Below are 22,398 nucleotides of genomic sequence, written 5' to 3'. Positions count from 1 at the left end.
TCACTCGCCAATAGAGATTGGCGAAATAAAATCAACTTATTCCAGTGCCAGCAAAACGAGGTAAAGCCTCTTCAAGATAGGCGACGCAGGTGCGAAGTTTGGCAGACGTTTCTAATCGTGAAGCATAAATTACATGAATTTCAGCGGATTGATGATACTCGGGGAGTACTCTGACTAATCTGCCACTTAAGAAATCTTGCTGTAAATCCCAGATGGAGCGCAACATAATACCGTGGCCTTTAAGACACCACTGCTTAGCGACTGTGCCATTGTTGGTCATCAAGGAAGCCGCTAAATCAACCGAGGCTATGCCAGCCGCACTTTCCAATCGCCACACTCTATGGTTTTGATCGCGCTCGCGGATCCCTATGCACTTATGCTCGGCTAATGCCGCGAGATTGTTTGGCATGCCATGCGTGTCGATATAGGTCGGCGATGCCGCCAATACCCGATAATTACTCGCAAGACGCTTAGCAATCATTTGCGGTGGCAATTCGCCACCGACACGGATCTCCAGATCAAAACCTTCAGAGACCAGATCGACCGGGCGGTCGAGCAACTCTAAATCAACTTCTAATTCGGGATAGTGGAACACGAGGTCTGAAATAATCGGCGCAATACAGTGGCTGCCAAATCCTGTGCTAGTTGCGATACGTAATCGCCCCCGTGGCACTTGCTGCTCTAAACTAATTTCAAGGCTCATTTGCTCCATGGTATCGAGCAAACGTTCGGACCATTCCAAGGCAATCTTACCCTCTAAGGTGAGGCTGACACTTCTGGCAGAGCGCAGAAACAAGCGCACTCCGAGCGCTTTTTCTAATAGGCCAATGCGTTTACTCACATACGCTGGCGAAAAAGATAATTGCTCCGCAGCGGCTGTAAATCCCCCGCTTGTTGCGGCGATAACAAAGACCCGTAAATCTTCAAGTGGCGGCAGTTGACTCACGATTCGTAATCCTTAACAAAACATTTAGCCTATTCATACACGATACGAATATGGAATAACATACAAAAAACGCAGAATCCCCTATTGGAGTCGAAGATGTCTAAGGTAAAAATCGCCGTAATTGCCGGAGATGGCATAGGTACAGAAGTGATCCCCGAAGGGATACGCACACTCGAAGCCGCAGGAAAAATCTTAGGTGTAGCGTTTGAGTGGACCTACTTCGACTGGTCCTGTGAAACCTACCATAAAACCGGTCGCATGATGCCAGAGGATGGACTTAAGCAACTAAAATCCTTTGATGCCATCTACTTAGGCGCGGTTGGATTTCCAGGAGTTCCCGACCATATTTCACTCTGGGGATTGCTACTACCGATCCGCAGAGCCTTTGAGCAATACGTGAACCTTAGGCCTATTCGGTTATTTGAAGGCGTGCCCTGCCCACTCGCGGGTAAAAAGCCCGGCGATATCGATTTTTATGTAGTACGTGAAAACGTGGAAGGCGAATATTCCGCCGTCGGCGGCATTCAATATGAAGGCACTGAACATGAGATTGTCTCCCAGCAGAGCATTTTTACCCGTCGTGGCACAGATCGCATCTTAAAATATGCCTTCGATTTAGCCCAAAGCCGCAAAGCAAAGCACTTAACCTCGGCGACCAAATCCAATGGCATATTTCACTCTATGCCCTATTGGGATAGTCGCGTCGTGGAAATGGCAAAACAGTATCCCAATGTTAAGGTCGACCAATATCATATCGATATTCTGACGGCAAATTTCGTGCTGAAACCCGAGCATTTTGACGTGGTTGTTGGCTCAAATTTGTTTGGCGATATCCTGTCTGATCTTGGCCCTGCGTGCACTGGCACTATCGCCATTGCCCCTTCGGCGAACATCAATCCAAACAAGGAATTTCCGTCGATGTTTGAGCCGGTTCATGGTTCGGCGCCAGATATTGCAGGCCAAGGTATTGCCAATCCTTTAGGGACAATTTGGGCAGGCGCTATGATGATGCAACATTTAGGTTATGGCGCAATGCACGACCTGATACTCAGCGCGATAGAAAACGTATTGAAAGATAAGCAGTCTTTAACCCGCGATATGGGCGGAACGGCAAATACTTGGGAACTGACCGATGCGGTGATCGCTGCGATTAGTCGCAATTAAAACGTGCATTAAAACCTAATGCTAAAAGCCCTTTAGCATTAGGATTGAAAGGGGCTTAGACTATCAAGCCGCTGATAATAAACGCATCAATAAGCTAACCAGTTAATGCGTTAATTAAAGGCCCCTCCTTACAGTGGCATTCTGTACTCAATGACTCCCGGTTTTTCACCAATCCAGTTATAGAGTTTTTGCGCGGTTAAATTTGTTTCCTGTGTATGCCAGTACAGGCGCGCGCAGTTGTGTTCAATGGCCGCTTGCTTTACATACTCAATCAATTGTTTTCCAACATGTTGCCCCCTTGCCGTTGGGGCAACAAACAAGTCTTCAAGATAACAATAATCCGTTTCGGCCCAAGTAGAACGATGAAAAACATAGTGCACAAAACCGAGTAAGTTTTGGCCCTCTCTTGCGACGGCGCAATAAATAGGTTCTTGGTCATCGAAGAATCGGCGCCACGTGGCTTGGGTGGTCGCTTCTGATAACGCCACTTTGTAAAAAGTCTGGTAATCACGCCAGTGTGGTAACCAGAGTGAATAGTCCGTTTCTTTAACCATATCAATGGTTACTGTTAGTGATTGGCTGGACATTAGCGCACTCCTTGAAATTAAGTAAATGGTCTCAGTTTTACTGAAGCAAGATTCTAGATTCAATTGTGGTACCGCATAAGGTACACTTTTTGTATTTTTTACAGTACCAGTTAGCAAATGAAAAAACCTCAATCCAATTTCCCTCACTTGCAACTCAAAGATGGCATCCTCAAAGATCAGCTTTATCATGCGTTTAGAGAGGCCATTCTTGATGGACGTTTACACCCGCGAATGAAGCTCCCATCCAGCAGAGCCTTGTCGGAAACTATGCAGATTTCACGTAACTCAGTACTGCAAGGGTTTGAGCGCCTGATTGATGAAGGCTATCTGCTGACTAAACCGGGATCGGGCACTTATGTGTCAGATACCATTCCCGATGAACTGATCGATATTCCAAACTGTGCCAGAGAAAGCGCTCAAGCCTTTGATTCCGATTTAGAAATTAATCCACAGTTAATAGAAATGGCGCGACTAAAAGCGAAGGGGAATACGGACCACAGCCATAGCATGTTTAATATTGGCGTCGGATGCGTCGATCTTTTCCCGCACCAACTTTGGGGGCGGCTGTTAGGCCGAGTTTGGCGGCAATCGCGTAAAACCTTAGGTAAATCAAACCATAGAGCGGGGTATTTGCCGCTGCGTGAGGCGATAAGTGACTATGCGCGTTCGACCCGCGGCCTCAATTGCACACCTGAGCAGATCATCATAGTCAATGGAACTCAGCAGGCCATTAACCTCACGGCACAGGTACTACTCCAACAGGGAGATGAAGTCTGGCTTGATGAACCTGGGTATGACGGGGCTTTAGGCGCTTTTCTCTCGCAAAATATGCAAGTTCGTCCTGTGAGTGTTGATGATGAGGGCACAAATATTGCCGATGCGATCCAGCGGTGGCCCTCAGTGAAACTGGCTTTTACCGCGCCCTCACACCAATTCCCCCTCGGCGGAACACTAAGTCTGCCACGACGATTGGCCTTACTCGATTGGGCCGCTGAGCAGAGTAAATGGATTTTAGAAGATGACTATAATAGCGAGTTTCGTTATAGCGCCCGCCCAATTCAGGCACTGCAGGGACTCGATAAACAACAGCGGGTGATCTACGCAGGCACCTTTTCCAAGATGCTGCTACCCGAATTACGACTCGGCTTTTTGGTGGTGCCCCCTAAACTGATACAGGCTTTCCAGTTGGCAAAATATTATGCCGATACGCACACGGCTCACCTAGAGCAAGCAACATTAGCGTTGTTTATCGCCGAAGGACATTACGCGCGGCATGTTCGCCGAGTGAGAAAAGCCTGCTTAGCACGCCAAACGGCGTTAATCGCGGCAATTGAGCAGTATCTGCCCGATAAATTGTCCGTTCAAACCTCTGACTCAGGTATTCACCTCGTATGTTGGCTAAAAGGCAACTTAACCGAAGAGGAAGTGATCAATAAATGCCGCCAACTCAGTTTAGGTGCACAGCCTTTGTCTCGATATTGCCAAGCGCCCTATCCAAGGCAAGCAATCTTACTGGGCTATGCCGCTCATACGCCTGATGATCTGCGGGAAAGTATCAAAAAACTGGCGCAGATCCTTTAATATCCAAGCTTAAAAAGCCTGAAAGAAAATCCCGAAAGCACTGAAGATAGCAACAAACCATGTGAGGGATCTTAAGGTGCCTTTGTTGGCAAGATAGAGGATGTGATACACAAAGCGGGCGCCGACATGGACGATGGCGAGCCACTCAGTGGTGGGATTCACTTTGCCCGTGGCGATAACCACTAATACGGCTAGGCCAAACACCAGCAATGATTCAAAGGCATTTTGATGTCCTGCTAAAGCGCGAGCGCCAAAACCGGTTAGCTGTGCTTGCTGAGCACGGGGATGATTATTATCGTAACCACCCGTCTTTGCCATAGCCCAAGCCACTGGACCTTTCGCAAGATATGGCAATAACATGGCGACAAATAAGCAAATAAGTAAGGTATTCATGGGGTAATCTTCCTTTGATTGTTGTTTTGAGCTCTACTGTTTGAGTTCTACTGCTATAAGTGCCTAAGTTACAAGTGTATTGGTTAGCGCCGTTATTTCACCATATACATGCCTTCACTTGCGGGACGACTAAATTTAAAGCCAAACTTTTCATAGAGTTCAGGCACATCCGCCATCAGGGTAATATACGCGCCCTCAAAAGCCTCACGATCTAGATAAGCCATGATGTGCTGCATAATAAGCCGCCCTAATCCCTTACCTTGATGCTCAGGATCCACTGCGATATCGACAATTTCGAAGTTGAGCGCGCCGTCACCAACCACACGCCCCATACCCACAGTCTGCTCAGCGAGCTTTATTTGCACGCCATATAAACTCCTTGGCAAAGCCTTAATGGCGCCCTCCAATGGTCTAGGGCTTAAGCCAGAAATCTGTCGTAGGCGAACAAAATCATTGGCTGAAACAACCTCCTCAAGCACTTGGTACATGATATTTCCTATTGTTTTTATTCACTATAATTATCTTTCTATCACCTCAAGATCAAAGCCTTCATCCAGAGTCGGCGGCTGAAAATAACCGCTCACATGCCAGAACATCGCCTCGGTATCGAACATAGCGCGCTCAGGGTGGCTTTGTCTGCGTTTATCGAGTTGGCTCAAACAAAGCGCATCGCTGTGATTAAGATAAATAAGTTTATGGGCGGCGCAATCAGTAAAAATGCTTCGAAACCACAGGCGCTGATTGATAGTATTCGCGGGAAAGTCCATGACCACAGAAACACCCGAACAGAGCAGTTCCTTCACATGCTTTTTAAGCAAAGGCTTAAGGCGAGCGGAATAGCTCAAGTAAGTATCAAAATCTTTAATTTCATCGGGATATAGCGCCGCCAGCCATGCGTCTTCCGAGATTAAAATACAGTTTTCGGCCTCAGCAATTTGTCGCGATAAGGTTGATTTACCTGCGCCCATTTTGCCACAAAAGAATATTAACTTACCTTTACTGACCAATTGTCCTAACGCATTCTGCTGTGTCATCTTCACTCCTTGATTACTGGTCTTTTATCTCAGCCGACGATTTCACTCGCTATGACACCAATGAACGACAGTACAGAGCATCACATAAAGCATGAATACCGAGCAAGACTTGGGACGAGTTTAAGGTAATAAAATCCCATTACATTAATGACTATGCAGTGTTTAGACAGCAGACGTTTACCGCTATTCGCACAATCCACCGTTAGCTTTTTTTGAGATCTTACATCTCTTCGCCCGCTTAGATCGCCTCGCTCTCTGCGCCCTATCCTTGCCTTAAATCAGGGAGAAACCAAAGCATTTAACTCGAAAAATAAAACAATAAACCACATTATTAATCTAACAATTAAGCACTAAAGTAGTAATTTACGCTTAGCAATAAAAACATTGCCACCATTCATGCTATGACATTAATTTAGGCGTATGCTAGGGTAAGAATGAAAGGATAACCGTCATAAGTGCAAAGGAGGCTCTATGAGCACTGTCGTTCCACGTACCGTCACTTCCCCTAAAAAATTCATTATCGGCAAGGGCCTATTAGCTCAAATGCATGATTATGTTAAGGACTTTGGTGACAATGCTTTTATCATCTGCGATGAATTTATCCTCAGCCGCGTGAAGAATGAAGCGGTCGCTGGGCTAGATCAAAATGGGATCAGCAGCCACCTCGAAAAATTCAACTATGAGTGCAGCGAAGCCGAGATAAAGCGCTTAGGCGCGCTGGCAGAACAGCATCATACCAACGTTATTGTTGGAGTTGGCGGTGGAAAAACCTTAGATGCCGCCAAAGCCGTCGCCTTCTATCAAAAAAAGCCAGTCATCTTGTACCCCACAATTGCCTCAACCGATGCGCCTTGTACTGCACTTGCAGTGATCTACTCCGAAACAGGTGAGTTTGAACGCTATCTGTTTCTGCCACAGAACCCAGATGCTGTAGTTGCCGACACTGCTATTATCGCCGCGGCTCCGGCCCGATTTTTTGCGGCAGGCATAGGCGATGCACTGGCAACCTATTTTGAAGCTCGTGCCTGCTATCAATCAGATGGCGTCAACCTAGTCCTGAAAAAGCCTTCCCGCACAGGGCTGGGATTGGCCCAACTTTGTTATCAGTTACTGACTGAAAATGTTGAAGCTGCTATGGACGCCGTTAAAAACAAAATAGTCACACCTGCGCTAGAGCAAACCATTGAAGCCACCATCTATCTCAGTGGTGTTGGTGCAGAAGCGGGCGGGTTAGCCGCCGCCCATGCCGTAAACAATGGTATGTCAGCGGTGGCAGACTTACATAAAGCTCAGCACGGCGAGAAAGTCGTCTTTGGGCTGCTAACTCAGCTCGTGCTCGAAAATGCCCCAAAAACCGAAATCGATAACGTTATCCGCATCATCAAAACAGCGGGACTACCGCTCACTCTCGCAGATTTAGGGCTGAAAACCTTTATCGAGGCCGAGTGGCGCAAAGTGGCTGAGATAGCCTGTGCAGAGGGCGATACTATGGGCAATATGCCGATGAAATTAACCGCAGATGATGTCTATCAAGCCATGATAGCCGCCAATGCCATGGCTGAACGCTATAAAACAGCTGAAGCTTGTTAACCGTAACAATATGACGTGTACTCCGCAGGTGGCAACCATATGATTTTATTAATTAATACTACTGAAACAGTTCCTGCTGCCACACGAATTTACCGTTCATCCTAGGCTTCCTTGCCACATAATCAATGGCAAGGGAGTCCACAACAAACAAGACATTTCCACCCTCGATGCCAAAGCTGGCATTTACGCTCTATTTGTTAAACGCTTGGAGGCACATATGGCTTATGCAACAACCAATCCCTTTACGGGAAAGCTCATTAAAGAATTTCCAAATGCAACAGATACCGAAGTCACACAGGCGATAGAATCCGCCCATCAGGCATTTTTAAGCTGGCGAACCACTCCCTTTGCCGACAAGGCCGCAATACTGTCTAAGGCAGCGAAGATCCTCAGAGACAACAAATCCAAATACGCCAATCTACTGACCTTAGAAATGGGCAAAGTCACAGCAGAAGCCGAAGCTGAAGTCGAACTGTCGGCGCAAATTTTCGAATACTACGCCGAACATGCCGAGCGACTGCTGGCACCGCAAAAACTGCCGGTTGCCGATCCCGCCGAAGGTGAAGCGATACTGGTTAATGAGCCGCTGGGCGTATTATTGGCCATCGAACCTTGGAACTTTCCCTACTACCAAATTGCGCGCATCTTAGCGCCGCAGCTTGCCGCCGGAAATACCTTACTACTCAAACATGCATCCAACGTGCCCCAGTGCGCTGCGGCCTTTGAAGGCTTAATGCGCGATGCCGGACTGCCCTCAGGTGCATTCCAAAATCTGTATGCCACACGAGAGCAGATAGAACAGATCATCAATTCACCCAAAGTGCATGGTGTTGCGCTCACGGGATCAGAAGATGCGGGATCGATCATTGCCGCTCTGGCGGGTAAGGCACTGAAAAAGTCCACCCTAGAACTGGGTGGCGCAGATGCCTTTATCGTACTTGAAGATGCCGATCTGCCTAAAACTATCGACTGGGCTGTGTTTGGCCGTCACTGGAACGCGGGACAGGTCTGTACATCATCTAAGCGGATGATCTTAGTTGAAGCCATTTACGATGAATTTATGAAGGGTTATATCAAGGGGATCGAAGCGCTAAAAGCGGGCGATCCTATGGACTCGGCCACTACGCTAGCGCCGCTGTCTTCCCAAGGCGCGGCCGATGAGTTGAAGCAGAAGATCCGTGATGCCGTAAAACACGGCGCAACCGCGACCGAAGTAGGTCCTACAGTGCCGCAGCAAGGCGCCTTTGTGCAGCCAACAATACTGACAAACCTGACGCCAGATAACCCAGCCTACTATTGGGAATTCTTCGGCCCTGTGTCCAGTATCCACAGGGTGAAAGATGAGCAAGCGGCGATTGCCATCGCCAATGACTCGCCCTTTGGACTGGGTGGCTCAGTGTTTACCGCCGACACCCAACGCGGGCTGGCGGTCGCTAAGCAGGTTTCCACAGGCATGATGTTTGTCAATCATCCAACTATGGTCAAAGCCGACTTGCCCTTTGGTGGCGTGCGCCGCTCAGGTTATGGCCGCGAGTTGATTGATTTAGGATTGAAAGAGTTTGTAAACCACAAGCTGATTAATGTGGTCGACATCAACGCGCCTTTCTAAACGCTTAGAAAATAGCAACATCTGACTAAACGCCTGACGGAATAATCAGTCAGGCGTTTTATTTAACGTGCTTTATCCAAGGCATCACATAAGGCTTGAACGCCAAGCAAAGCTCTGGGCGTCGCGCGGTGTAATAAATCGGCATTGAGTTGATAAATATGCTGTTTCTTCACGGCAGGAATTTCTGGCCATTGGCGCCAATCAACCCCTTTCACATTACCTTCTTCCTCACTTTGCAAAATCACCTCGGGCAAGGTCAGCAAGACGTTTTCTAAACTGACTTGCGGATAATCACTGGCGGCATCGTAAAACACATTTTGTCCATGACACACACTGATGATCTGTTGGATCCAACTGTTTTTAGAGACAGTCATCAAGGGGGTCGACCAGAGTTGATAAAATACCTTAGGTTCTGATTTTTTAGCATTTTCAACCCGCAATCGGATAAGCTCAGCGCGATAAGCGGCCGCAGCCTTGCTTGCTTCTTCAACATGCCCCGTAAGTTGGCCTAACTCTTCAAGCTCCTTGGCGACGCCTTCTAAGGTTTTAGGATCGCTACCATAAAGGTTAAATCCTAACGTCCTAAGCTGGTTGATATCTTCGGCTTTATTACCCGAATCCCACACCACAATCAGATCGGGATTAAGCTCCATCACCCGCTCCATTTGAATGCCATAGTAACCACCAATACGCGGGATATTTTTTGCCGCCTCGGGATAATCCGCATAATCGGTTGCGGCCACAATCGTATCGCCCGCGCCTATGGCGTAAAGCATTTCCACCGCATGGGGAGAGAGCGCAATAATGCGTTTAGCGGGCTGCGCCAATACGCTATGGGGAAGAAACAAGCTAAGCCCAAAAACGAGTCCAGCTAAGTGTCGCTTAATCATGATATGCCTTAGTATTTATCCCCAAACCGCCTGAAGATGCAGGCGTAGTCTCTTCAGGTCACTTGGGGTTATAGAGTTAAACTAGCTGCTCTGGCCAGCCATAGTGTTCGATATAAGTTTGTAGATTCTTGGGGCGATACTGAGGATCTTGATCCCAGCGGGCCTTCACCGAATGATGCAAAAGTACTGGGACTTGCTCAGGGTCGAGTGGTCGCAAATATTCCTGTTTTATCCGATAAAAACTGCGTCTCGAGTTATGTAAGGTCGCAAGCGGATTTGGATGCACACTCGCGGCTAAGTGTGGCTCTAGGCTTAAATTAAATTTCTGCGCCTCGGATATCATCCACAACAGTGCAATATCCGACAACAATGAACCGTCTTTATCGGGTTTATAACTGCCGCCAATATTGCTATGGGCGCCCGCAAACCACACTTGCTGCATGTCCATATTGTCACGCAGTTGCCAAATAGTCGGCTCAAAATCACTGCGGTGTTCATCTATGGCTAACGCATGGCGGGCAACGCGCACATTGCGGCCAATTTTAGTGTCGTAAAACTCGTCTTTATCTTCGAACAAGCCTAAAAATGAAATAGGGATCCCCATAGCACCAACGGTATCCCACACGCCAACAAACTTGATTTCCCGTGATTCATGACTGTATCTCGCTCTAAATTCGAGGGATTTTTCACCATCAGGCGCAAAGGGCGCACTGCTTTTTTTATAGTGGTCGAAAGCTTGTTGAATCAACGCCGCATCGGGACGTTTGAGTATGCCGCAGTTATTAATCAAACCACACAAGCAACGCACAGTGTAAGCACCGCGGCTAAAACCAAAGAGATAAATCTCATCGCCTGGGGAATAGTTTTGCACTATATAGCGATACCCATCCATGATGTTTTTATGTAAACCGCGCCCTGTCGCACCGCCAATGGCTTGATCGTAATAGGAACCCACGCCCCAATCATAAAATACTTGTTGGGGTTTGCCATCAGCCGCTATCGGGCTGATAGCACGCGCGAGGCGTAGCACATTGGTGGGGAAATCGACCTTAAGATCTTTCTCGGGCCGATTCCAAGTCCCATCGGCACAAATCACAATACGTTTATTCATCGCATCATCCTTGAGTCACTGATGCCCAATCTCACAGGTAAAAAGCTGTCGATACAGACGCTAACGGGTTTTACCAAGAATAACAGCCTCAATAGCCTTGTTTACCAGCGATTCAAGGCGTTAAAAGCTCATCTTGCTTTACATGCTAACGTCGCAGCAAAAAACCTATAGTGACATAAAAACCTAAGCTGACAAATTAGAACAATAAGATGCCGCTATAGTTTGCATATGTAATGTTCGTACGAGAGAAGATTAATGCTTTCTTTAACAAGAGTTAGACTGAGGAGCGTTAAATATAGAAGGGTATTGCTTGGTTATTAAATGCAGGCCCCTATTGAAGGGCGCTCCATGGTATTTGCTCGACGACATTGTGAATAGAAACCTAGGGTTTCTAAGCTTATGAACGAGAGCCATGGATGGCGAACTGGCAATTAAACACGGATGTTGTCCAAGCCGCTCGACCGCCCCGACTTATAGGTTTGCCATGCCATTTGCTCGTCGACTCGCAGCCAGTCCATCCTTGGATGCTCGACCGCCCCGTCCATGGGGCGGACGGTCGTCTCGCAAATCACCACGGCTCACCGTTTTGGCTTTAGCGTAACCTGTAGATTTAAAAGACATACGCAACACAGTTTTGAGACATTTCCGTGTTAAAGCCTTAACTCTAACGCGTCTGTTTCGGATAAAGATTTCTATAGGTAACGCCGCCAACACGGGCCGAGCGATAGCGAGGTCCAGCCCGCGTTTTTTTGCGGGCGATGTGCTTGGCCTTGTTAATGGTTTACTCACTATGAACCACGACCATTTCGCCATCACTGTTTCTTTGCATGATTGTTCTCCCGATGTAGCACTGTGCTATTGGAGATAGTAATTCGATAAAATCAGCGATTTTTAGCATATATAGTTCCTTCTTCTTGCTGCGATCCGAGTTGAACAGAATGCCTTCGATATTATCTTTTGACTTGAAAGCGAATAAAAACGTATAGCTATGTATTATTTGATTAATAACATATGTAGTGGCACACTAATTTTGGCCACCTAAATAGAGGTGATATTATTACCTCGTAGATGACTTTAGGTGAAAACATGAGATCGACAACCAGAAAAACATTTAGTGCTGAATTCAAACTTGAAGCAGCCCAATTAGTCCTCGATAAAAACCATAGCATCATCGAAGCTGCAAAGGCGATGAACGTAGGTAAGTCCACTATGGATAAATGGGTGAGACAGTTAAAACTAGAACGCCAGGGTGGCACACCAAAAGCATCTCCGATTACCCCTGAACAAATTGAAATCCGTGAGCTGAAGAAGCAAATAGCTCGTCTTGAGGAGCACAATCTTATCCTAAAAAAGGCTACCGCTCTCTTGATGTCAGACTCGATGAACAATTTACGCTAATCAGCGCACTCAAGCAGAGCCACTCTATTCTCACAATTTGTAATGCATTCAAAGTGCATCGAAGTAGCTATAAGTATTGGCTAAAAAGAAAAGAACATATTGATACAGACTTTACTATTTTATGCAGTGAAGTGAAGGCCGCACATCGTATTAGTCATGGCTCTGCCGGTGCGCGAACGATAGCGCAATTAGTGACTAACAAAGGGATTGGTCTCAGTCGTTATCGAGCCCGTAATCTAATGAAAAAACTTGGGTTATTAAGCTGTCAGCAGCCTAAGCATTCTTATAGGAAAGCGACACAAGAGCATGTTGCAATCCCCAATACGCTTAATCGACAGTTTGCAGTAACTCAACCAGATCAAGTGTGGTGTGGCGACGTGACGTATGTTTGGGTCGGTAATCGCTGGGCCTATCTAGCCGTTGTTTTAGACTTATTTTCCCGCAAACCTGTTGGATAGGCTTTGTCATTATCACCAGATAGTGCGCTGACCTGTAAAGCTTTGAAAATGGCATTTGAGTTAAGGGGTAAGCCTGAGAATGTGATATATCACAGCGATCAAGGTTCGCATTACACAAGCTTGAAATTCAGACAATTAATATGGCGTCTTCAGATTGAGCAAAGTATGAGTCGCCGCGGGAATTGTTGGGATAACGCACCAATGGAGCGTTTCTTTAGAAGTTTGAAATCTGAGTGGATACCTGCCAGTGGTTATGGGAATTTTACAGAAGCAGATAAAGAGATCACAAATTACATCACTGGATATTACAGTGAGACCAGACCCCATCAATATAATGGTGGGTTAACGCCAAATGAGTCAGAACGTTTATATTGGAATGACTCTAAAACCGTGGCCAATTTTACTTGACCATATATGGACGCCTCAGCTTTTACAACACTTTTGAATGATTGGTTCACTACCATATATTCGGCGTCTAAATAGGCTTTTTACCCGCGCCATGATGTAAATCCGAAACCTATTACCTTATCACTACATCGGCATTTAATGCCTTGGTCAAGTCAGGCTCTAATAGGTACGGTTGACCGTTTATTCATCAGTGCATATAAACTTTTACGTGATGCTTAACGTCTTACGCAAACGCTTTATTAACGTCGAAATTATCGTTACTCGTGAGGATCCGCCATCCTATACGCGCTATTTTATTGGCCAATGCGACAACGGCTTTGTGTCGACCTTGCCTTAACGCAAGTGCATTAAACCATCGCCCAAGTCTATCATCACGTTTGCTCGCAAATCGGCCAACGGCTCTGGCGCCATGGATGAGTAAAACACGTAGTTCTGAGCTGCCATTTTTCGTGATCGATCCTAGTCGAACTTTTCCACCAGAACTCGATTGCGATGGCACTAAGCCACACCATGCAGATAATTGCCGGCCATTTTTAAATTGATGAGCCGAACCTAATTCACTCATAAAGCTTGCTGTGACTAATGGTCCAAAGCCAGGGATCGACAGCAATGCATTGTAGCGAGGTTGGATTTGACATAGCGCTTTAATGTCGCGCTCGATTTGATTAATTCTCTCATTTAAAACACATAAATCTTCATATAAAAGTTTTAACAGGTAATGAAGCGTATGAGACAGTTCATGCTCATTATTTGCTAAAATACGGCTAAGTGACGCTTGTAATTGCAACCTGCCGACAGAGAAGATCACACCAGACTCGCTCGCTAGGCTTCGAATTTGATTGACCATGGCGGTTCGATTTTGAACGAGACGACTACGTACACAACGTAATGCTTTAATGTCTTGTTGCTCAACAGTTTTAACTGGAACCATGTGGATATTAGGTCTGAAAACCGCTTCGCATATAGCGAGGGCATCGTTGGCATCATTCTTTTGGTTTGCAACAAATGGCTTAACATGTTGAGCAGGGATCAATTGCACTTGATAACCAAGAGCTTGAAATTGTCTTCCCCAGTAATGCGCCGTACCACAGGCCTCCATAGCAATAAGACTACCTTCGGGGAATTGTCTAATTTTATCGAGCAGCTTGTTTCTGTTAACCTTTTTGTTACTCATGACAGAGTTATCCATAAGACAAACACAAACTTGAAAAACATTTTTGGCTAAATCGATACCAATAACTTTAATATCCATGATGGATACCTCCAGAACTATTTGTCAGCTTTAAGCTTGGCATAATACTGCAAGCTTAGGTGCTGAGGCGTCCATCACATCACTACAAAGACAGCATTACTCTTTTTTCTAAAGCAGCAAAGGAAGCTTCCCTCCAAGTCGTCTGATGCAGCTTGTTGTGGAAGAATTCGACGTTCTTCTGTAGGTCATTTTTCCAGTATTGTGATTCAGAGATCATTGCTTTTGACCATTAACGCTTTGCCAAGGGGCAAATGCGAACGTTGTTGGGCGAAGCCCAGTGAGTATTTGTCCCCGCCGCGCTTTTTGCGGCGAATTTAGGCAACTTGTTATATGCCACTTTTACCCCAGTCATCTAGCACTTCTTGAAAGCTTTCAGCTACATCATTGGCATTAATATCAAAACAAGAATATCCGTATCCCAAAGCTACAATATCTTCTCTTACGTCTTTAATAGTATTCGCATTTTTAACGATTAGCATGCCTTTACGTGCACCATAACCTTCAATTAAGGCATCAATGACATATTTTTCGCCATTAACGCTTAAATGAAACGGCGCAAGGATAGTAAGTTGGTAACGTTCAGTTAGAAGTTTAATCGACAAGCCTAATCTCCCTGTGGCATATAACGCCTTTATAACGGGCAGCCTGTGGCGAAGCCACGCTTTAGGCTGTCCAGCCACGAAGTGGCGTTCGTTGATAAACTTGTTATAGGTTTAGTGGATAAAGTGTAAATGACTTATCTCCTTTTCGATTTACTAACCGATAATTTCTTTGAGCATCACAGACTTGAACCACCCAAACATAGTCGAATAACCCCGGCTCTATATTGGCCCCTGTTGAGTCAATGTCTTTGATAGGATCATATTTTCTAGTTTGGAGTACTTGAAGTGAATTGCACTCTTTACTGTTAATGGCCTCCATTAGAGCGATGTAGTCTAGAGACCATTGCACATCAGCTTCGTTTAGCAGGCTGCTTGTAACAATACGACTCCCATTACCTTTCCATTTCTCACGAACCTCTGAAAGCAAACCTTCAGAGACGCTCATATTTTTACCATTTAGGTTAAATACATGAGCGTCGCTAGACAAAGACTCTTTATTTGTAGCGCAACCAAATAGAGAAATAACTAACAGAGTAAAAATACACTTCTTCATGATTGACCTATAACGTTGAGCGCATGGGCGCCGCGTAGCGGCGTCCCAGCAGCCGAAGGCTGCAAATGACGCGAATTGTTATATTTTTAATCTGGATCAAATTGAAACAAGGATTCGCCACAATTACGACAGGAAAACCTTAAAAAATAGTGCAATTCGTCGTCGTCTTTACCTCTCTGTATATCTGTAAGCTCACGCTTGTCTAAATAGCTAGTTTGGAACAATCGTTCTTTTTGCTCAGCAGAAATATTCTTTATATCTTTCACTGTGCTTATTCCATGATATTCACAGAAATCACCACAATGATTTGGCCATTCAATTTCTTGATAACTTGAAAACCCAGGAGTTCGGTGAAGCAATTCATCGAAAGCACTTTCGCTACATTCTATCTCTTGTGGATTGCTAGGATCGATAATTGCCGGCATCAAAGAGACAAACTCAATTCCGAACATTTTAGCTGCACCACCATCGGCAATGCACCAAGGACAGATTGAGTCTGGCCTATTTTTACTATAAATAGAACCTGAGTAAACGTACCCCTGCTGATGCTTGCAGCAATCACATGAGTTTTTACTCTCTACTATACTCCCAGTTTTTATCGGATCGGGATGGTATTTAAACTTGGGAAAGATCATAACTTACCTTAGAAATATAACGCCGTGCTAAGACGCGCGCGCTTTTCGCGCGTCGGCTCTTGAGCACCTTGTTATGAGCCTTTAACGTAAATAGCACTTATATTAGGCTCCATGTATGGTTGATTTAGACAGGTTAGTAAATCTCGAGCATGCAACCTTAGTGCCTTAAAATCATCGCCGGATTTCATTTGCTCAATCATTTCTTCGTAATCCGATGGCAATTCAATGTTCTCTAATGCCTCGTCTAGAACTTGTACTTTAGAATATTGTTCTTTCGACAATAAACCAGCACTAACAACCAACCCTAAAGTATCCAACGATACTGCATTAAGAACTTCATCAGGAAGGTGCACAAATTCAGGCAAACGTCTTTCTTGAACCTCAAATTCGCTAGATATCAGGCGAAGCCCTTCGATTAACTCACCGTACCAGTATTCAGCACTTTCTCTATCAGTGGTCATAGCTCATAACATTTTATTAGTGCGCATGCGCGTTTACCTCATTAGACCAGTGAAAATGCGCACAGTTAACTACCTGTATGCAAAGAACTTATCAGTTTTTTATCAAATACACCATCCGGAAAAACGCGCATGCGCGTTTTCCAAACCTATTAACTAATTTTGGAAAAATATATACAAATGATTTTAAAGGGTTTTGTTAATTTCATGCTGGATAAACGCGTAAAAAAATGAGCTTAAAAACACTCAAAAGCATCTAAATTTAAATACGACTGTACCCATACATTGTTAGTCGCTTTACGGTAGGGCCAAACATTCGTTAAATAGATGAGATTTTGTAGGGCAATTTATTCGTCCGTTTTCGACTCACTAAATGAATGCTAGCAAGCTTTGGGGCGTGCGACGTGAAGTCGTATGAAGCGCTGTTCACCGCTTAACGAGTGAACCTTCTGTATCACCAGATGAACCTAGGAGCCTGAATAAAGTAGCGGCTCTGACAATGTAACGAAGATTAGTCTTTGACCAATCGGGATATAAACCGCGAGGGGATGATCCTCCTGATAACCACAAATCGGGTGAGTGCTAGGTAGTCAGTATGATGAATGTAAGTGAATCCGTGTAAGGTGCGTCATGCGATGAAACAGCGGAAGTGGTTAACACGCTGTAGCCAAAAGGCACGAGAGTCGGAAAGAGATTGTCCCATGCTCTTTCGTGATCATTGTACTCTCCGCACCATAGCGGGCATCTAACCTGACATTGCGCGACATACGGAACACGGTAAGCCTGTATCGCTCCCTCTGGGAAAGCCAATATAGCCGATGGCGGTGCAGGTATAGGATGTTGGAGAAAGCAAAGGCTGCATTGTAACGATGCAGATACAGACAACTGTCTGGCACGAAAGTGAGCCCACTTCCGACTGGTCTCCCGTTGCGAGAGAATTTGAAGAACTTTATTCAAGGTGAAACGCAAATGATGATTTCGCATGAAATCAGTGCCTCCCCTGACAGCAACCCGTGGAAATCCATTGACTGGAAGGCCGCTGAGTCGCTTGTATTAAAGCTTCAGATGCGTATTGCAAAGGCAACAAGAGAAGGTAAACAAGGCAAGGTGAAAGCCCTGCAATGGATACTGACTCACTCTCGCTCAGCAAAACTCCTTGCTGTTAAACGAGTGTCGAAAAACAAAGGCAGTAAGACGCCTGGAATAGACGGCATTATCTGGAACACAGATGCACGCCGCATGAAAGCAGTCAATCAATTGAGCAGAAAAGCTTATCAAGCCAAGCCGCTCAAGCGTATCTACATCCCTAAGAAAAACGGCAAGCTCAGACCTCTTGGTATCCCGTGCATGATAGACAGAGCGCAACAAGCACTCCACCTTCTTGCACTAGAGCCCGTGTCAGAAACACTTGCCGACCCTAACAGCTATGGGTTTAGACCAAACCGCAGTACTGCTGACGCTGTCGATCAGTGCTTTAAGTGTCTGGCTCTAAAGACATCAGCCCAATGGGTTCTCGAAGGTGATATCAAAGCCTGTTTTGACAAGATCGGTCATCAATGGCTTCTTGATAACATCGCCGTAGATAAGCGGATGTTGGAACAATGGTTAAAGTCTGGCTTTATGGATAAAGGGCTGTTTTATCGTACCGACGAGGGTACACCGCAAGGCGGGATCATCTCACCAACCTTGATGTTAATGACTCTTGCAGGCCTTGAGCAGCACATAAAATCCACCGCCCTCAAAAAGGGGACTAGAGCCAACTTTATTGGGTACGCCGACGATTTCGTCGTCACTTGTGCTTCAAAGGAAGTGCTGGAGAACGATATCAAACCGTTGATTACTGACTTCTTAGCAGAAAGAGGCTTAACACTATCCGAAGAGAAAACGCATATCACTCACATCAACGATGGCTTTGACTTTTTAGGTTTTAACCATAGGAAGTACAAAGGAAAACTGCTCATTAAACCGAGTAAATCCAATACGTTGATGTTCTTAAGTCATCTGCGTGAACTCATCAAAAAGCACGTAACCCTACCCGTGAACGATCTTATCAAACTGATAAATCCGAAACTTAGGGGATGGTCGAATTACTATCGACACTGCGTCGCGAAACAGGTGTTTGGATATGTAGGCCACAAGCTATTCCTTGCGTTATGGCACTGGGCTAAAAGGCGTCATCCAACCAAATCTAAAACTTGGATCGCCCTTAAATACTTCGTCAATCGAAAAGGCCAGTGGCAATTTCACGGTTGGCAGAAGCTCTTGGGTATGGATTGCCAGTTCAATCTCTTCCAAATAGCCAAAGTGCCTATCGAGAGACATGTGAAAATCCGAAGTTCAGCAACACCATTTGACCCTCAATACCAAGCATACTTGGCGAAGAGAAAGTCCAAAAGGCTAGCTCGCAGCTCTTGGAACGAACCTGCTCTGACTGCTTTATAAGTTGCTGGGTATCAAACGATGCTTTTGTGGAGGCTTGAGCCGTATGCAGTGAAAGTTGCACGTACGGTTCTTAGGGAGACGGCACTTGGTAACAAGTGTCGTCCACCCGACAATAGCTTTTAGCTAAACGAACAGCAGAAGTGTTAGTTGAGATTGGCATTGTTGCAACAGTGACCGTTGGCGACATGGATGTCGCCGTCGAGCCTATAGGGATATATTTACGGCGAGTCACTGGGGAAACAATGCCAATTCACGCAGCACAACTGACGACAAAGTTATCTTGCTTTGGGGCAAAAGCTTTTAGGCAAATGAACAGTTCAATAATCGCTAAGATTGTCACTATTGCAACAGTGACCGTTGGCGGCATGGCCGTTCTTTCACATCCATGTGATCGCGGCATTCGCACTTCCATATGCAGCAGATGCCGCCGCCGAGCCTCAGGGAGGCTTATTTTGAAAGAAATAGACGGCGAGTCACTGGGGAAGCAATGACAATTAATCCAACCACCTGACGACAAAGTTATCTTGCTTTGGGGCAAAAGCTTTTAGGCAAATGAACAGTTCAATAATCGCTAAGATTGGCATTGGTGTACCTGTGACCGTTGGCGACATGGCCGCTATTTCACATCCATGTGATCGCGGCATTCGCACTTCCATATGCAGCAGATGCCGCCGTCGAGCCCTCATGGATGCTTATTTTGAAAGAAATAGACGGCGAGTCACTGGGGAAGCAATGACAATTCATCCAACCACCTGACGACAAAGTTATTTTGCTTTGAGACAAAAACTTTTCACCAGATAAACAGCTCAATGGTCGTTAAGATTGCCATTGTTGCAACAGTGATCGTTGGCGGTATGGCCGCCATTTACTATCAGCCCAATATGGATATAAAAAATATCGCTTTATGATGATAACAACACGCTCAGTTTAATAATCAAAACCTTGCTGTGCCTTGATACCCGCTTCGAATGCGTGTTTCAACGGTTGCACTTCGCTGACAGTATCTGCAAGCTCGATAATCGAGCGATGACAAGCGCGGCCCGTAATAATCACATGCTGCATGGGTGGACGATTTTTAAGTGCGCTAAGCACACGTTCCACATCCAGATAGTGATAGCTCACCATGTAGGTCAGCTCATCGAGCATCACGCAGTCAATCGACTCATCTTGCAGCAGCTTTTCGGCGGCTTCCCAAGCGAGTACAGCGGCGGCGGTATCTTTTTCTTTATCTTGGGTTTCCCAGGTAAAACCTGTGCCCATTACATGAAACTCAACCCCTGCACCTTCGAGTAAATTGCGCTCACCGCACTCCCAAGTGCCTTTGATAAATTGCACTACCGCGGCTTTTTTACCGTGACCGACGGCGCGGGCCACTGTGCCAAAACCTGAGGTCGATTTGCCTTTACCGTTACCGGTTAACACCAGCAGAATCCCCTTCTCCTCTTGGGCGGCGGCAATTTTAGCATCCACACCTGCTTTCACTTTCTGTTGGCGAGCCTTGTGGCGTTCGGCCTTGATTTGCGCTTGTTCGTTGTCGTTTTGTGCTGTCATGGTCTTCTCTTCACTCTGCTGCTAAAAATGTCTGCTTCTAAAACTTATGCTTCTAAAATTGGCTGTAATTTTTGCATGTCTAAATGCTCGGCTAACACATCGGCTAAACGATCGAGTTGCTGCTCACGTATTTGATTGATATCTATCGCCTTAGCATCGTTTAATCCCGCCCAGCGCAAAATCAACTGACACGCATCTGGGCTATCAAACAGCCCATGTAAATAAGTGCCAAGGATTTGCCCGTCATCACTTTGTAAGCCATCAGCAAAGCTCACAGATGTGGATTCAGGGATTAACTGCAAGGGCGCATTCGTTTGTTCAAGCCTAGGGATAAGATAGCTTGATTCACCGCAGTGGATTTCATAGCCCTTCACAGCAACCTTTTGCCCAAGTAACGTTAGCTCACCTCTCACTCGCCGTAACTGTTTTTCGGCTTTGAGTTCTGTGCTCAGCGGCAGGTAGCCAAGTCCTGCGGTATCACCCGCACTGTCTTCAATGCCTAAGGGATCGGCAATGCTTTGGCCTAGCATTTGATAGCCGCCACAAACGCCTAGCACTTTTCCGCCGTAACGCAGGTGTGTGGCGATATATTTATCCCAGCCTTGCTGGCGTAAAAAAGCTAAATCGGCGCGCACATTCTTACTGCCGGGCAAGATCAATACATCGGCGGGCAAATGAGTGGCGTGACTCGCAGCTTGGGTTTGCAATGACACATAGTCAAAATCGATATCGGGATGCAGCCGCAGGGGATCAAAATCAGTGTGATTACTGATCCTTGGGTACACTAATACCCGCACTTTTAAGCGGCTGTTAGCGCCTTTGGTCGGCGAGCTTATCAGCGCATCTTCGGCATCGAGATGTAAATCATGCAGATAAGGCAACACGCCTAAAACAGGCTTGCTCGTATAAGCTTCAAGCCAATCGAGGCCAGATTGCAACAGGCTAATATCGCCACGGAAACGATTGATCACAAAGCCCTTTACCCGCGCCTGTTCGGATTCTGATAATAAGGCCAAGGTCCCGACCAAATGGGCAAATACGCCGCCCTTGTCGATATCGGCAATGATAATCACAGGACAATCTACGGCTTCGGCAAATCCCATGTTGGCAATATCGCCCTCGCGCAGATTGATCTCCGCCGGACTCCCCGCGCCTTCCACCACTATGGTTTGATATTGACCGCTTAATCGCTCGAAGGATTCCAGCACAGCACCGAGCGCCATTGCCTTGTAATCCTTAGATTTAGGCCCAAAAAAGGCCGAGGCTTCCAGCGTTGTCAGGGCTTTGCCGTGAACGATAATTTGCGCGCCCGTGTCCGAGCTAGGTTTAAGCAGAATAGGATTAAAATCGGTATGGGGCTCAAGATAACAGGCCGCGGCTTGCAACGCCTGTGCGCGGCCAATCTCGCCGCCATCAATAGTGACAGCGCTATTGAGCGCCATATTTTGCGGCTTAAAGGGCGCAACCTTTACGCCCTCTCGGGCGAGCAAACGACAAATCCCTGCCACTAAGGTGCTCTTGCCCGCATCCGACGTTGTGCCCTGCACCATCAAGACTGCCGCGCGCCGAGGTGAATTAACAGCAGGCGTATTAACTACAGGAGTGTCAGCGGTATCGAGTGCATTAGCACAGGCTGTGTTGTCTGTGTTTGGAGAGGACATAGGTTTAAAAGGCTTATTCTAGTTTGCAGTCATTAACATAACAGCTCAGTCTAAAAATAACTTAAGTATGCAACT

At 46.1% G+C, this 22,398-nt stretch carries 22 protein-coding genes and 1 pseudogene; 6 read left to right on the top strand and 17 right to left on the bottom strand.

The features are described 5' to 3' along the window. Window positions 1-31: 31 nt before the first annotated feature. Window positions 32-946 (bottom strand): LysR family transcriptional regulator, encoded by a 915-nt coding sequence (locus HQQ92_RS03295; protein ID WP_173243112.1) that lies wholly within the window; start codon window positions 944-946, stop codon window positions 32-34. 96 nt (window positions 947-1,042) lie between these two features. On the opposite strand from HQQ92_RS03295, the gene HQQ92_RS03290 reads away from it, so the two are divergent. Next, complete coding sequence (locus tag HQQ92_RS03290; protein WP_173243109.1) at window positions 1,043-2,110, top strand: tartrate dehydrogenase; 1,068 nt, start codon at window positions 1,043-1,045, stop codon at window positions 2,108-2,110. 128 nt (window positions 2,111-2,238) lie between these two features. Here HQQ92_RS03290 and HQQ92_RS03285 read toward each other — a convergent pair whose 3' ends face one another. Continuing rightward, window positions 2,239-2,697, bottom strand: a complete 459-nt coding sequence (locus HQQ92_RS03285; protein ID WP_028759274.1) for a GNAT family N-acetyltransferase — start codon at window positions 2,695-2,697, stop codon at window positions 2,239-2,241. A gap of 117 nt (window positions 2,698-2,814) precedes the next feature. Here HQQ92_RS03285 and HQQ92_RS03280 point away from each other — a divergent pair, with 117 nt between their 5' ends. Then, entirely contained in the window at window positions 2,815-4,278 is a 1,464-nt protein-coding gene (locus tag HQQ92_RS03280) for a PLP-dependent aminotransferase family protein (RefSeq protein ID WP_173243106.1), read from the top strand. Between the two features lie 9 nt (window positions 4,279-4,287). Here the strand turns inward: HQQ92_RS03280 and HQQ92_RS03275 are convergent, their stop codons facing one another. The 3 genes from HQQ92_RS03275 to HQQ92_RS03265 form a co-directional block, all read right to left on the bottom strand. Further along, window positions 4,288-4,671, bottom strand: coding sequence for an MAPEG family protein (locus HQQ92_RS03275; protein ID WP_105251622.1), 384 nt, complete (start codon window positions 4,669-4,671; stop codon window positions 4,288-4,290). A gap of 92 nt (window positions 4,672-4,763) precedes the next feature. Continuing rightward, window positions 4,764-5,159, bottom strand: coding sequence for a GNAT family N-acetyltransferase (locus tag HQQ92_RS03270; protein WP_173243103.1), 396 nt, complete (start codon window positions 5,157-5,159; stop codon window positions 4,764-4,766). A gap of 30 nt (window positions 5,160-5,189) precedes the next feature. Then, window positions 5,190-5,705 (bottom strand): ATP-binding protein, encoded by a 516-nt coding sequence (locus HQQ92_RS03265; RefSeq protein ID WP_173243101.1) that lies wholly within the window; start codon window positions 5,703-5,705, stop codon window positions 5,190-5,192. A gap of 471 nt (window positions 5,706-6,176) precedes the next feature. Between HQQ92_RS03265 and HQQ92_RS03260 the strand changes: the two genes are divergently transcribed. Beyond that, window positions 6,177-7,295, top strand: a complete 1,119-nt coding sequence (locus tag HQQ92_RS03260; protein WP_173243098.1) for a glycerol dehydrogenase — start codon at window positions 6,177-6,179, stop codon at window positions 7,293-7,295. A gap of 217 nt (window positions 7,296-7,512) precedes the next feature. Then, window positions 7,513-8,904, top strand: a complete 1,392-nt coding sequence (locus tag HQQ92_RS03255; protein ID WP_173243095.1) for an NAD-dependent succinate-semialdehyde dehydrogenase — start codon at window positions 7,513-7,515, stop codon at window positions 8,902-8,904. Between the two features lie 62 nt (window positions 8,905-8,966). Here the strand turns inward: HQQ92_RS03255 and HQQ92_RS03250 are convergent, their stop codons facing one another. The 3 genes from HQQ92_RS03250 to HQQ92_RS03240 all read right to left on the bottom strand — a co-directional run bounded on the left by HQQ92_RS03250 (window position 8,967) and on the right by HQQ92_RS03240 (window position 11,526). Beyond that, a complete protein-coding gene (locus HQQ92_RS03250; protein WP_173243092.1) occupies window positions 8,967-9,794 on the bottom strand; it encodes a cobalamin-binding protein in 828 nt (275 codons plus the stop codon). Window positions 9,795-9,870: 76 nt separating this feature from the next. Further along, entirely contained in the window at window positions 9,871-10,905 is a 1,035-nt protein-coding gene (locus HQQ92_RS03245) for a DUF2235 domain-containing protein (protein ID WP_173243089.1), read from the bottom strand. A gap of 471 nt (window positions 10,906-11,376) precedes the next feature. After that, the gene (locus tag HQQ92_RS03240) at window positions 11,377-11,526 is read right to left on the bottom strand and encodes a hypothetical protein (RefSeq protein WP_158497601.1); all 150 of its coding nucleotides are present in this window, start codon (window positions 11,524-11,526) and stop codon (window positions 11,377-11,379) included. A 465-nt stretch (window positions 11,527-11,991) separates the two neighbouring features. Between HQQ92_RS03240 and HQQ92_RS03235 the strand changes: the two are divergent. Then, a pseudogene (locus HQQ92_RS03235) lies at window positions 11,992-13,169 on the top strand (IS3-like element ISSba5 family transposase). 223 nt (window positions 13,170-13,392) lie between these two features. On the opposite strand, the gene HQQ92_RS03230 reads toward HQQ92_RS03235, so the two are convergent. The 5 genes from HQQ92_RS03230 to HQQ92_RS03210 all read right to left on the bottom strand — a co-directional run bounded on the left by HQQ92_RS03230 (window position 13,393) and on the right by HQQ92_RS03210 (window position 16,672). Next, window positions 13,393-14,421, bottom strand: coding sequence for an IS110 family transposase (locus HQQ92_RS03230; RefSeq protein WP_173242341.1), 1,029 nt, complete (start codon window positions 14,419-14,421; stop codon window positions 13,393-13,395). A gap of 326 nt (window positions 14,422-14,747) precedes the next feature. Beyond that, on the bottom strand, window positions 14,748-15,023 hold the full coding sequence (locus tag HQQ92_RS03225) for a hypothetical protein (protein ID WP_028760233.1): 276 nt from the start codon (window positions 15,021-15,023) through the stop codon (window positions 14,748-14,750). A 103-nt stretch (window positions 15,024-15,126) separates the two neighbouring features. Beyond that, window positions 15,127-15,576 carry a hypothetical protein gene (locus HQQ92_RS03220; protein ID WP_028760222.1) on the bottom strand — a complete coding sequence of 150 codons (450 nt, stop codon included), beginning with the start codon at window positions 15,574-15,576 and terminating at the stop codon, window positions 15,127-15,129. Between the two features lie 86 nt (window positions 15,577-15,662). After that, a complete protein-coding gene (locus HQQ92_RS03215; protein ID WP_173243086.1) occupies window positions 15,663-16,211 on the bottom strand; it encodes a CbrC family protein in 549 nt (182 codons plus the stop codon). 71 nt (window positions 16,212-16,282) lie between these two features. Next, window positions 16,283-16,672 (bottom strand): hypothetical protein, encoded by a 390-nt coding sequence (locus HQQ92_RS03210; RefSeq protein WP_173243083.1) that lies wholly within the window; start codon window positions 16,670-16,672, stop codon window positions 16,283-16,285. 966 nt (window positions 16,673-17,638) lie between these two features. Here HQQ92_RS03210 and ltrA point away from each other — a divergent pair. Next, on the top strand, window positions 17,639-19,111 hold the full coding sequence (gene ltrA / locus HQQ92_RS03205; RefSeq protein ID WP_173243081.1) for a group II intron reverse transcriptase/maturase: 1,473 nt from the start codon (window positions 17,639-17,641) through the stop codon (window positions 19,109-19,111). 250 nt (window positions 19,112-19,361) lie between these two features. Here ltrA and HQQ92_RS03200 read toward each other — a convergent pair whose 3' ends face one another. The 4 genes from HQQ92_RS03200 to HQQ92_RS03185 form a co-directional block, all read right to left on the bottom strand. Continuing rightward, complete coding sequence (locus HQQ92_RS03200) at window positions 19,362-19,511, bottom strand: hypothetical protein (RefSeq protein WP_173243078.1); 150 nt, start codon at window positions 19,509-19,511, stop codon at window positions 19,362-19,364. Window positions 19,512-19,605: 94 nt separating this feature from the next. Further along, window positions 19,606-19,755: a hypothetical protein gene (locus HQQ92_RS03195; RefSeq protein WP_158497610.1), complete on the bottom strand. Its 150-nt coding sequence runs from the start codon at window positions 19,753-19,755 to the stop codon at window positions 19,606-19,608. A 283-nt stretch (window positions 19,756-20,038) separates the two neighbouring features. Continuing rightward, window positions 20,039-20,662: a cob(I)yrinic acid a,c-diamide adenosyltransferase gene (gene cobO, locus HQQ92_RS03190; protein ID WP_028759371.1), complete on the bottom strand. Its 624-nt coding sequence runs from the start codon at window positions 20,660-20,662 to the stop codon at window positions 20,039-20,041. 44 nt (window positions 20,663-20,706) lie between these two features. Further along, complete coding sequence (locus tag HQQ92_RS03185; protein WP_173243075.1) at window positions 20,707-22,323, bottom strand: cobyric acid synthase; 1,617 nt, start codon at window positions 22,321-22,323, stop codon at window positions 20,707-20,709. Window positions 22,324-22,398: the final 75 nt, after the last annotated feature.

Origin of the sequence: Shewanella sp. DC2-4 (assembly GCF_013248875.1) — a bacterium.
Taxonomy (GTDB): domain Bacteria; phylum Pseudomonadota; class Gammaproteobacteria; order Enterobacterales; family Shewanellaceae; genus Shewanella; species Shewanella oncorhynchi.
This window is presented reverse-complemented; position numbering and strand designations above follow the sequence as displayed.

What these genes read in the sequence shown, in the direction of transcription:
- HQQ92_RS03240 (WP_158497601.1), bottom strand. Translation starts at nt 11,526, where the DNA reads ATGTCTTTTAAATCTACAGGTTACGCTAAAGCCAAAACGGTGAGCCGT.
- HQQ92_RS03255 (WP_173243095.1), top strand. Translation starts at nt 7,513, where the DNA reads ATGGCTTATGCAACAACCAATCCCTTTACGGGAAAGCTCATTAAAGAA.
- HQQ92_RS03245 (WP_173243089.1), bottom strand. Translation starts at nt 10,905, where the DNA reads ATGAATAAACGTATTGTGATTTGTGCCGATGGGACTTGGAATCGGCCC.
- HQQ92_RS03215 (WP_173243086.1), bottom strand. Translation starts at nt 16,211, where the DNA reads ATGATCTTTCCCAAGTTTAAATACCATCCCGATCCGATAAAAACTGGG.
- HQQ92_RS03200 (WP_173243078.1), bottom strand. Translation starts at nt 19,511, where the DNA reads ATGCCGCGATCACATGGATGTGAAAGAACGGCCATGCCGCCAACGGTC.
- HQQ92_RS03250 (WP_173243092.1), bottom strand. Translation starts at nt 9,794, where the DNA reads ATGATTAAGCGACACTTAGCTGGACTCGTTTTTGGGCTTAGCTTGTTT.
- HQQ92_RS03275 (WP_105251622.1), bottom strand. Translation starts at nt 4,671, where the DNA reads ATGAATACCTTACTTATTTGCTTATTTGTCGCCATGTTATTGCCATAT.
- HQQ92_RS03195 (WP_158497610.1), bottom strand. Translation starts at nt 19,755, where the DNA reads ATGCCGCGATCACATGGATGTGAAATAGCGGCCATGTCGCCAACGGTC.
- HQQ92_RS03220 (WP_028760222.1), bottom strand. Translation starts at nt 15,576, where the DNA reads ATGAAGAAGTGTATTTTTACTCTGTTAGTTATTTCTCTATTTGGTTGC.
- HQQ92_RS03260 (WP_173243098.1), top strand. Translation starts at nt 6,177, where the DNA reads ATGAGCACTGTCGTTCCACGTACCGTCACTTCCCCTAAAAAATTCATT.
- HQQ92_RS03290 (WP_173243109.1), top strand. Translation starts at nt 1,043, where the DNA reads ATGTCTAAGGTAAAAATCGCCGTAATTGCCGGAGATGGCATAGGTACA.
- HQQ92_RS03270 (WP_173243103.1), bottom strand. Translation starts at nt 5,159, where the DNA reads ATGTACCAAGTGCTTGAGGAGGTTGTTTCAGCCAATGATTTTGTTCGC.
- HQQ92_RS03230 (WP_173242341.1), bottom strand. Translation starts at nt 14,421, where the DNA reads ATGGATATTAAAGTTATTGGTATCGATTTAGCCAAAAATGTTTTTCAA.
- ltrA (WP_173243081.1), top strand. Translation starts at nt 17,639, where the DNA reads ATGATGATTTCGCATGAAATCAGTGCCTCCCCTGACAGCAACCCGTGG.
- HQQ92_RS03265 (WP_173243101.1), bottom strand. Translation starts at nt 5,705, where the DNA reads ATGACACAGCAGAATGCGTTAGGACAATTGGTCAGTAAAGGTAAGTTA.
- HQQ92_RS03285 (WP_028759274.1), bottom strand. Translation starts at nt 2,697, where the DNA reads ATGTCCAGCCAATCACTAACAGTAACCATTGATATGGTTAAAGAAACG.
- HQQ92_RS03280 (WP_173243106.1), top strand. Translation starts at nt 2,815, where the DNA reads ATGAAAAAACCTCAATCCAATTTCCCTCACTTGCAACTCAAAGATGGC.
- HQQ92_RS03185 (WP_173243075.1), bottom strand. Translation starts at nt 22,323, where the DNA reads ATGTCCTCTCCAAACACAGACAACACAGCCTGTGCTAATGCACTCGAT.
- HQQ92_RS03210 (WP_173243083.1), bottom strand. Translation starts at nt 16,672, where the DNA reads ATGACCACTGATAGAGAAAGTGCTGAATACTGGTACGGTGAGTTAATC.
- cobO (WP_028759371.1), bottom strand. Translation starts at nt 20,662, where the DNA reads ATGACAGCACAAAACGACAACGAACAAGCGCAAATCAAGGCCGAACGC.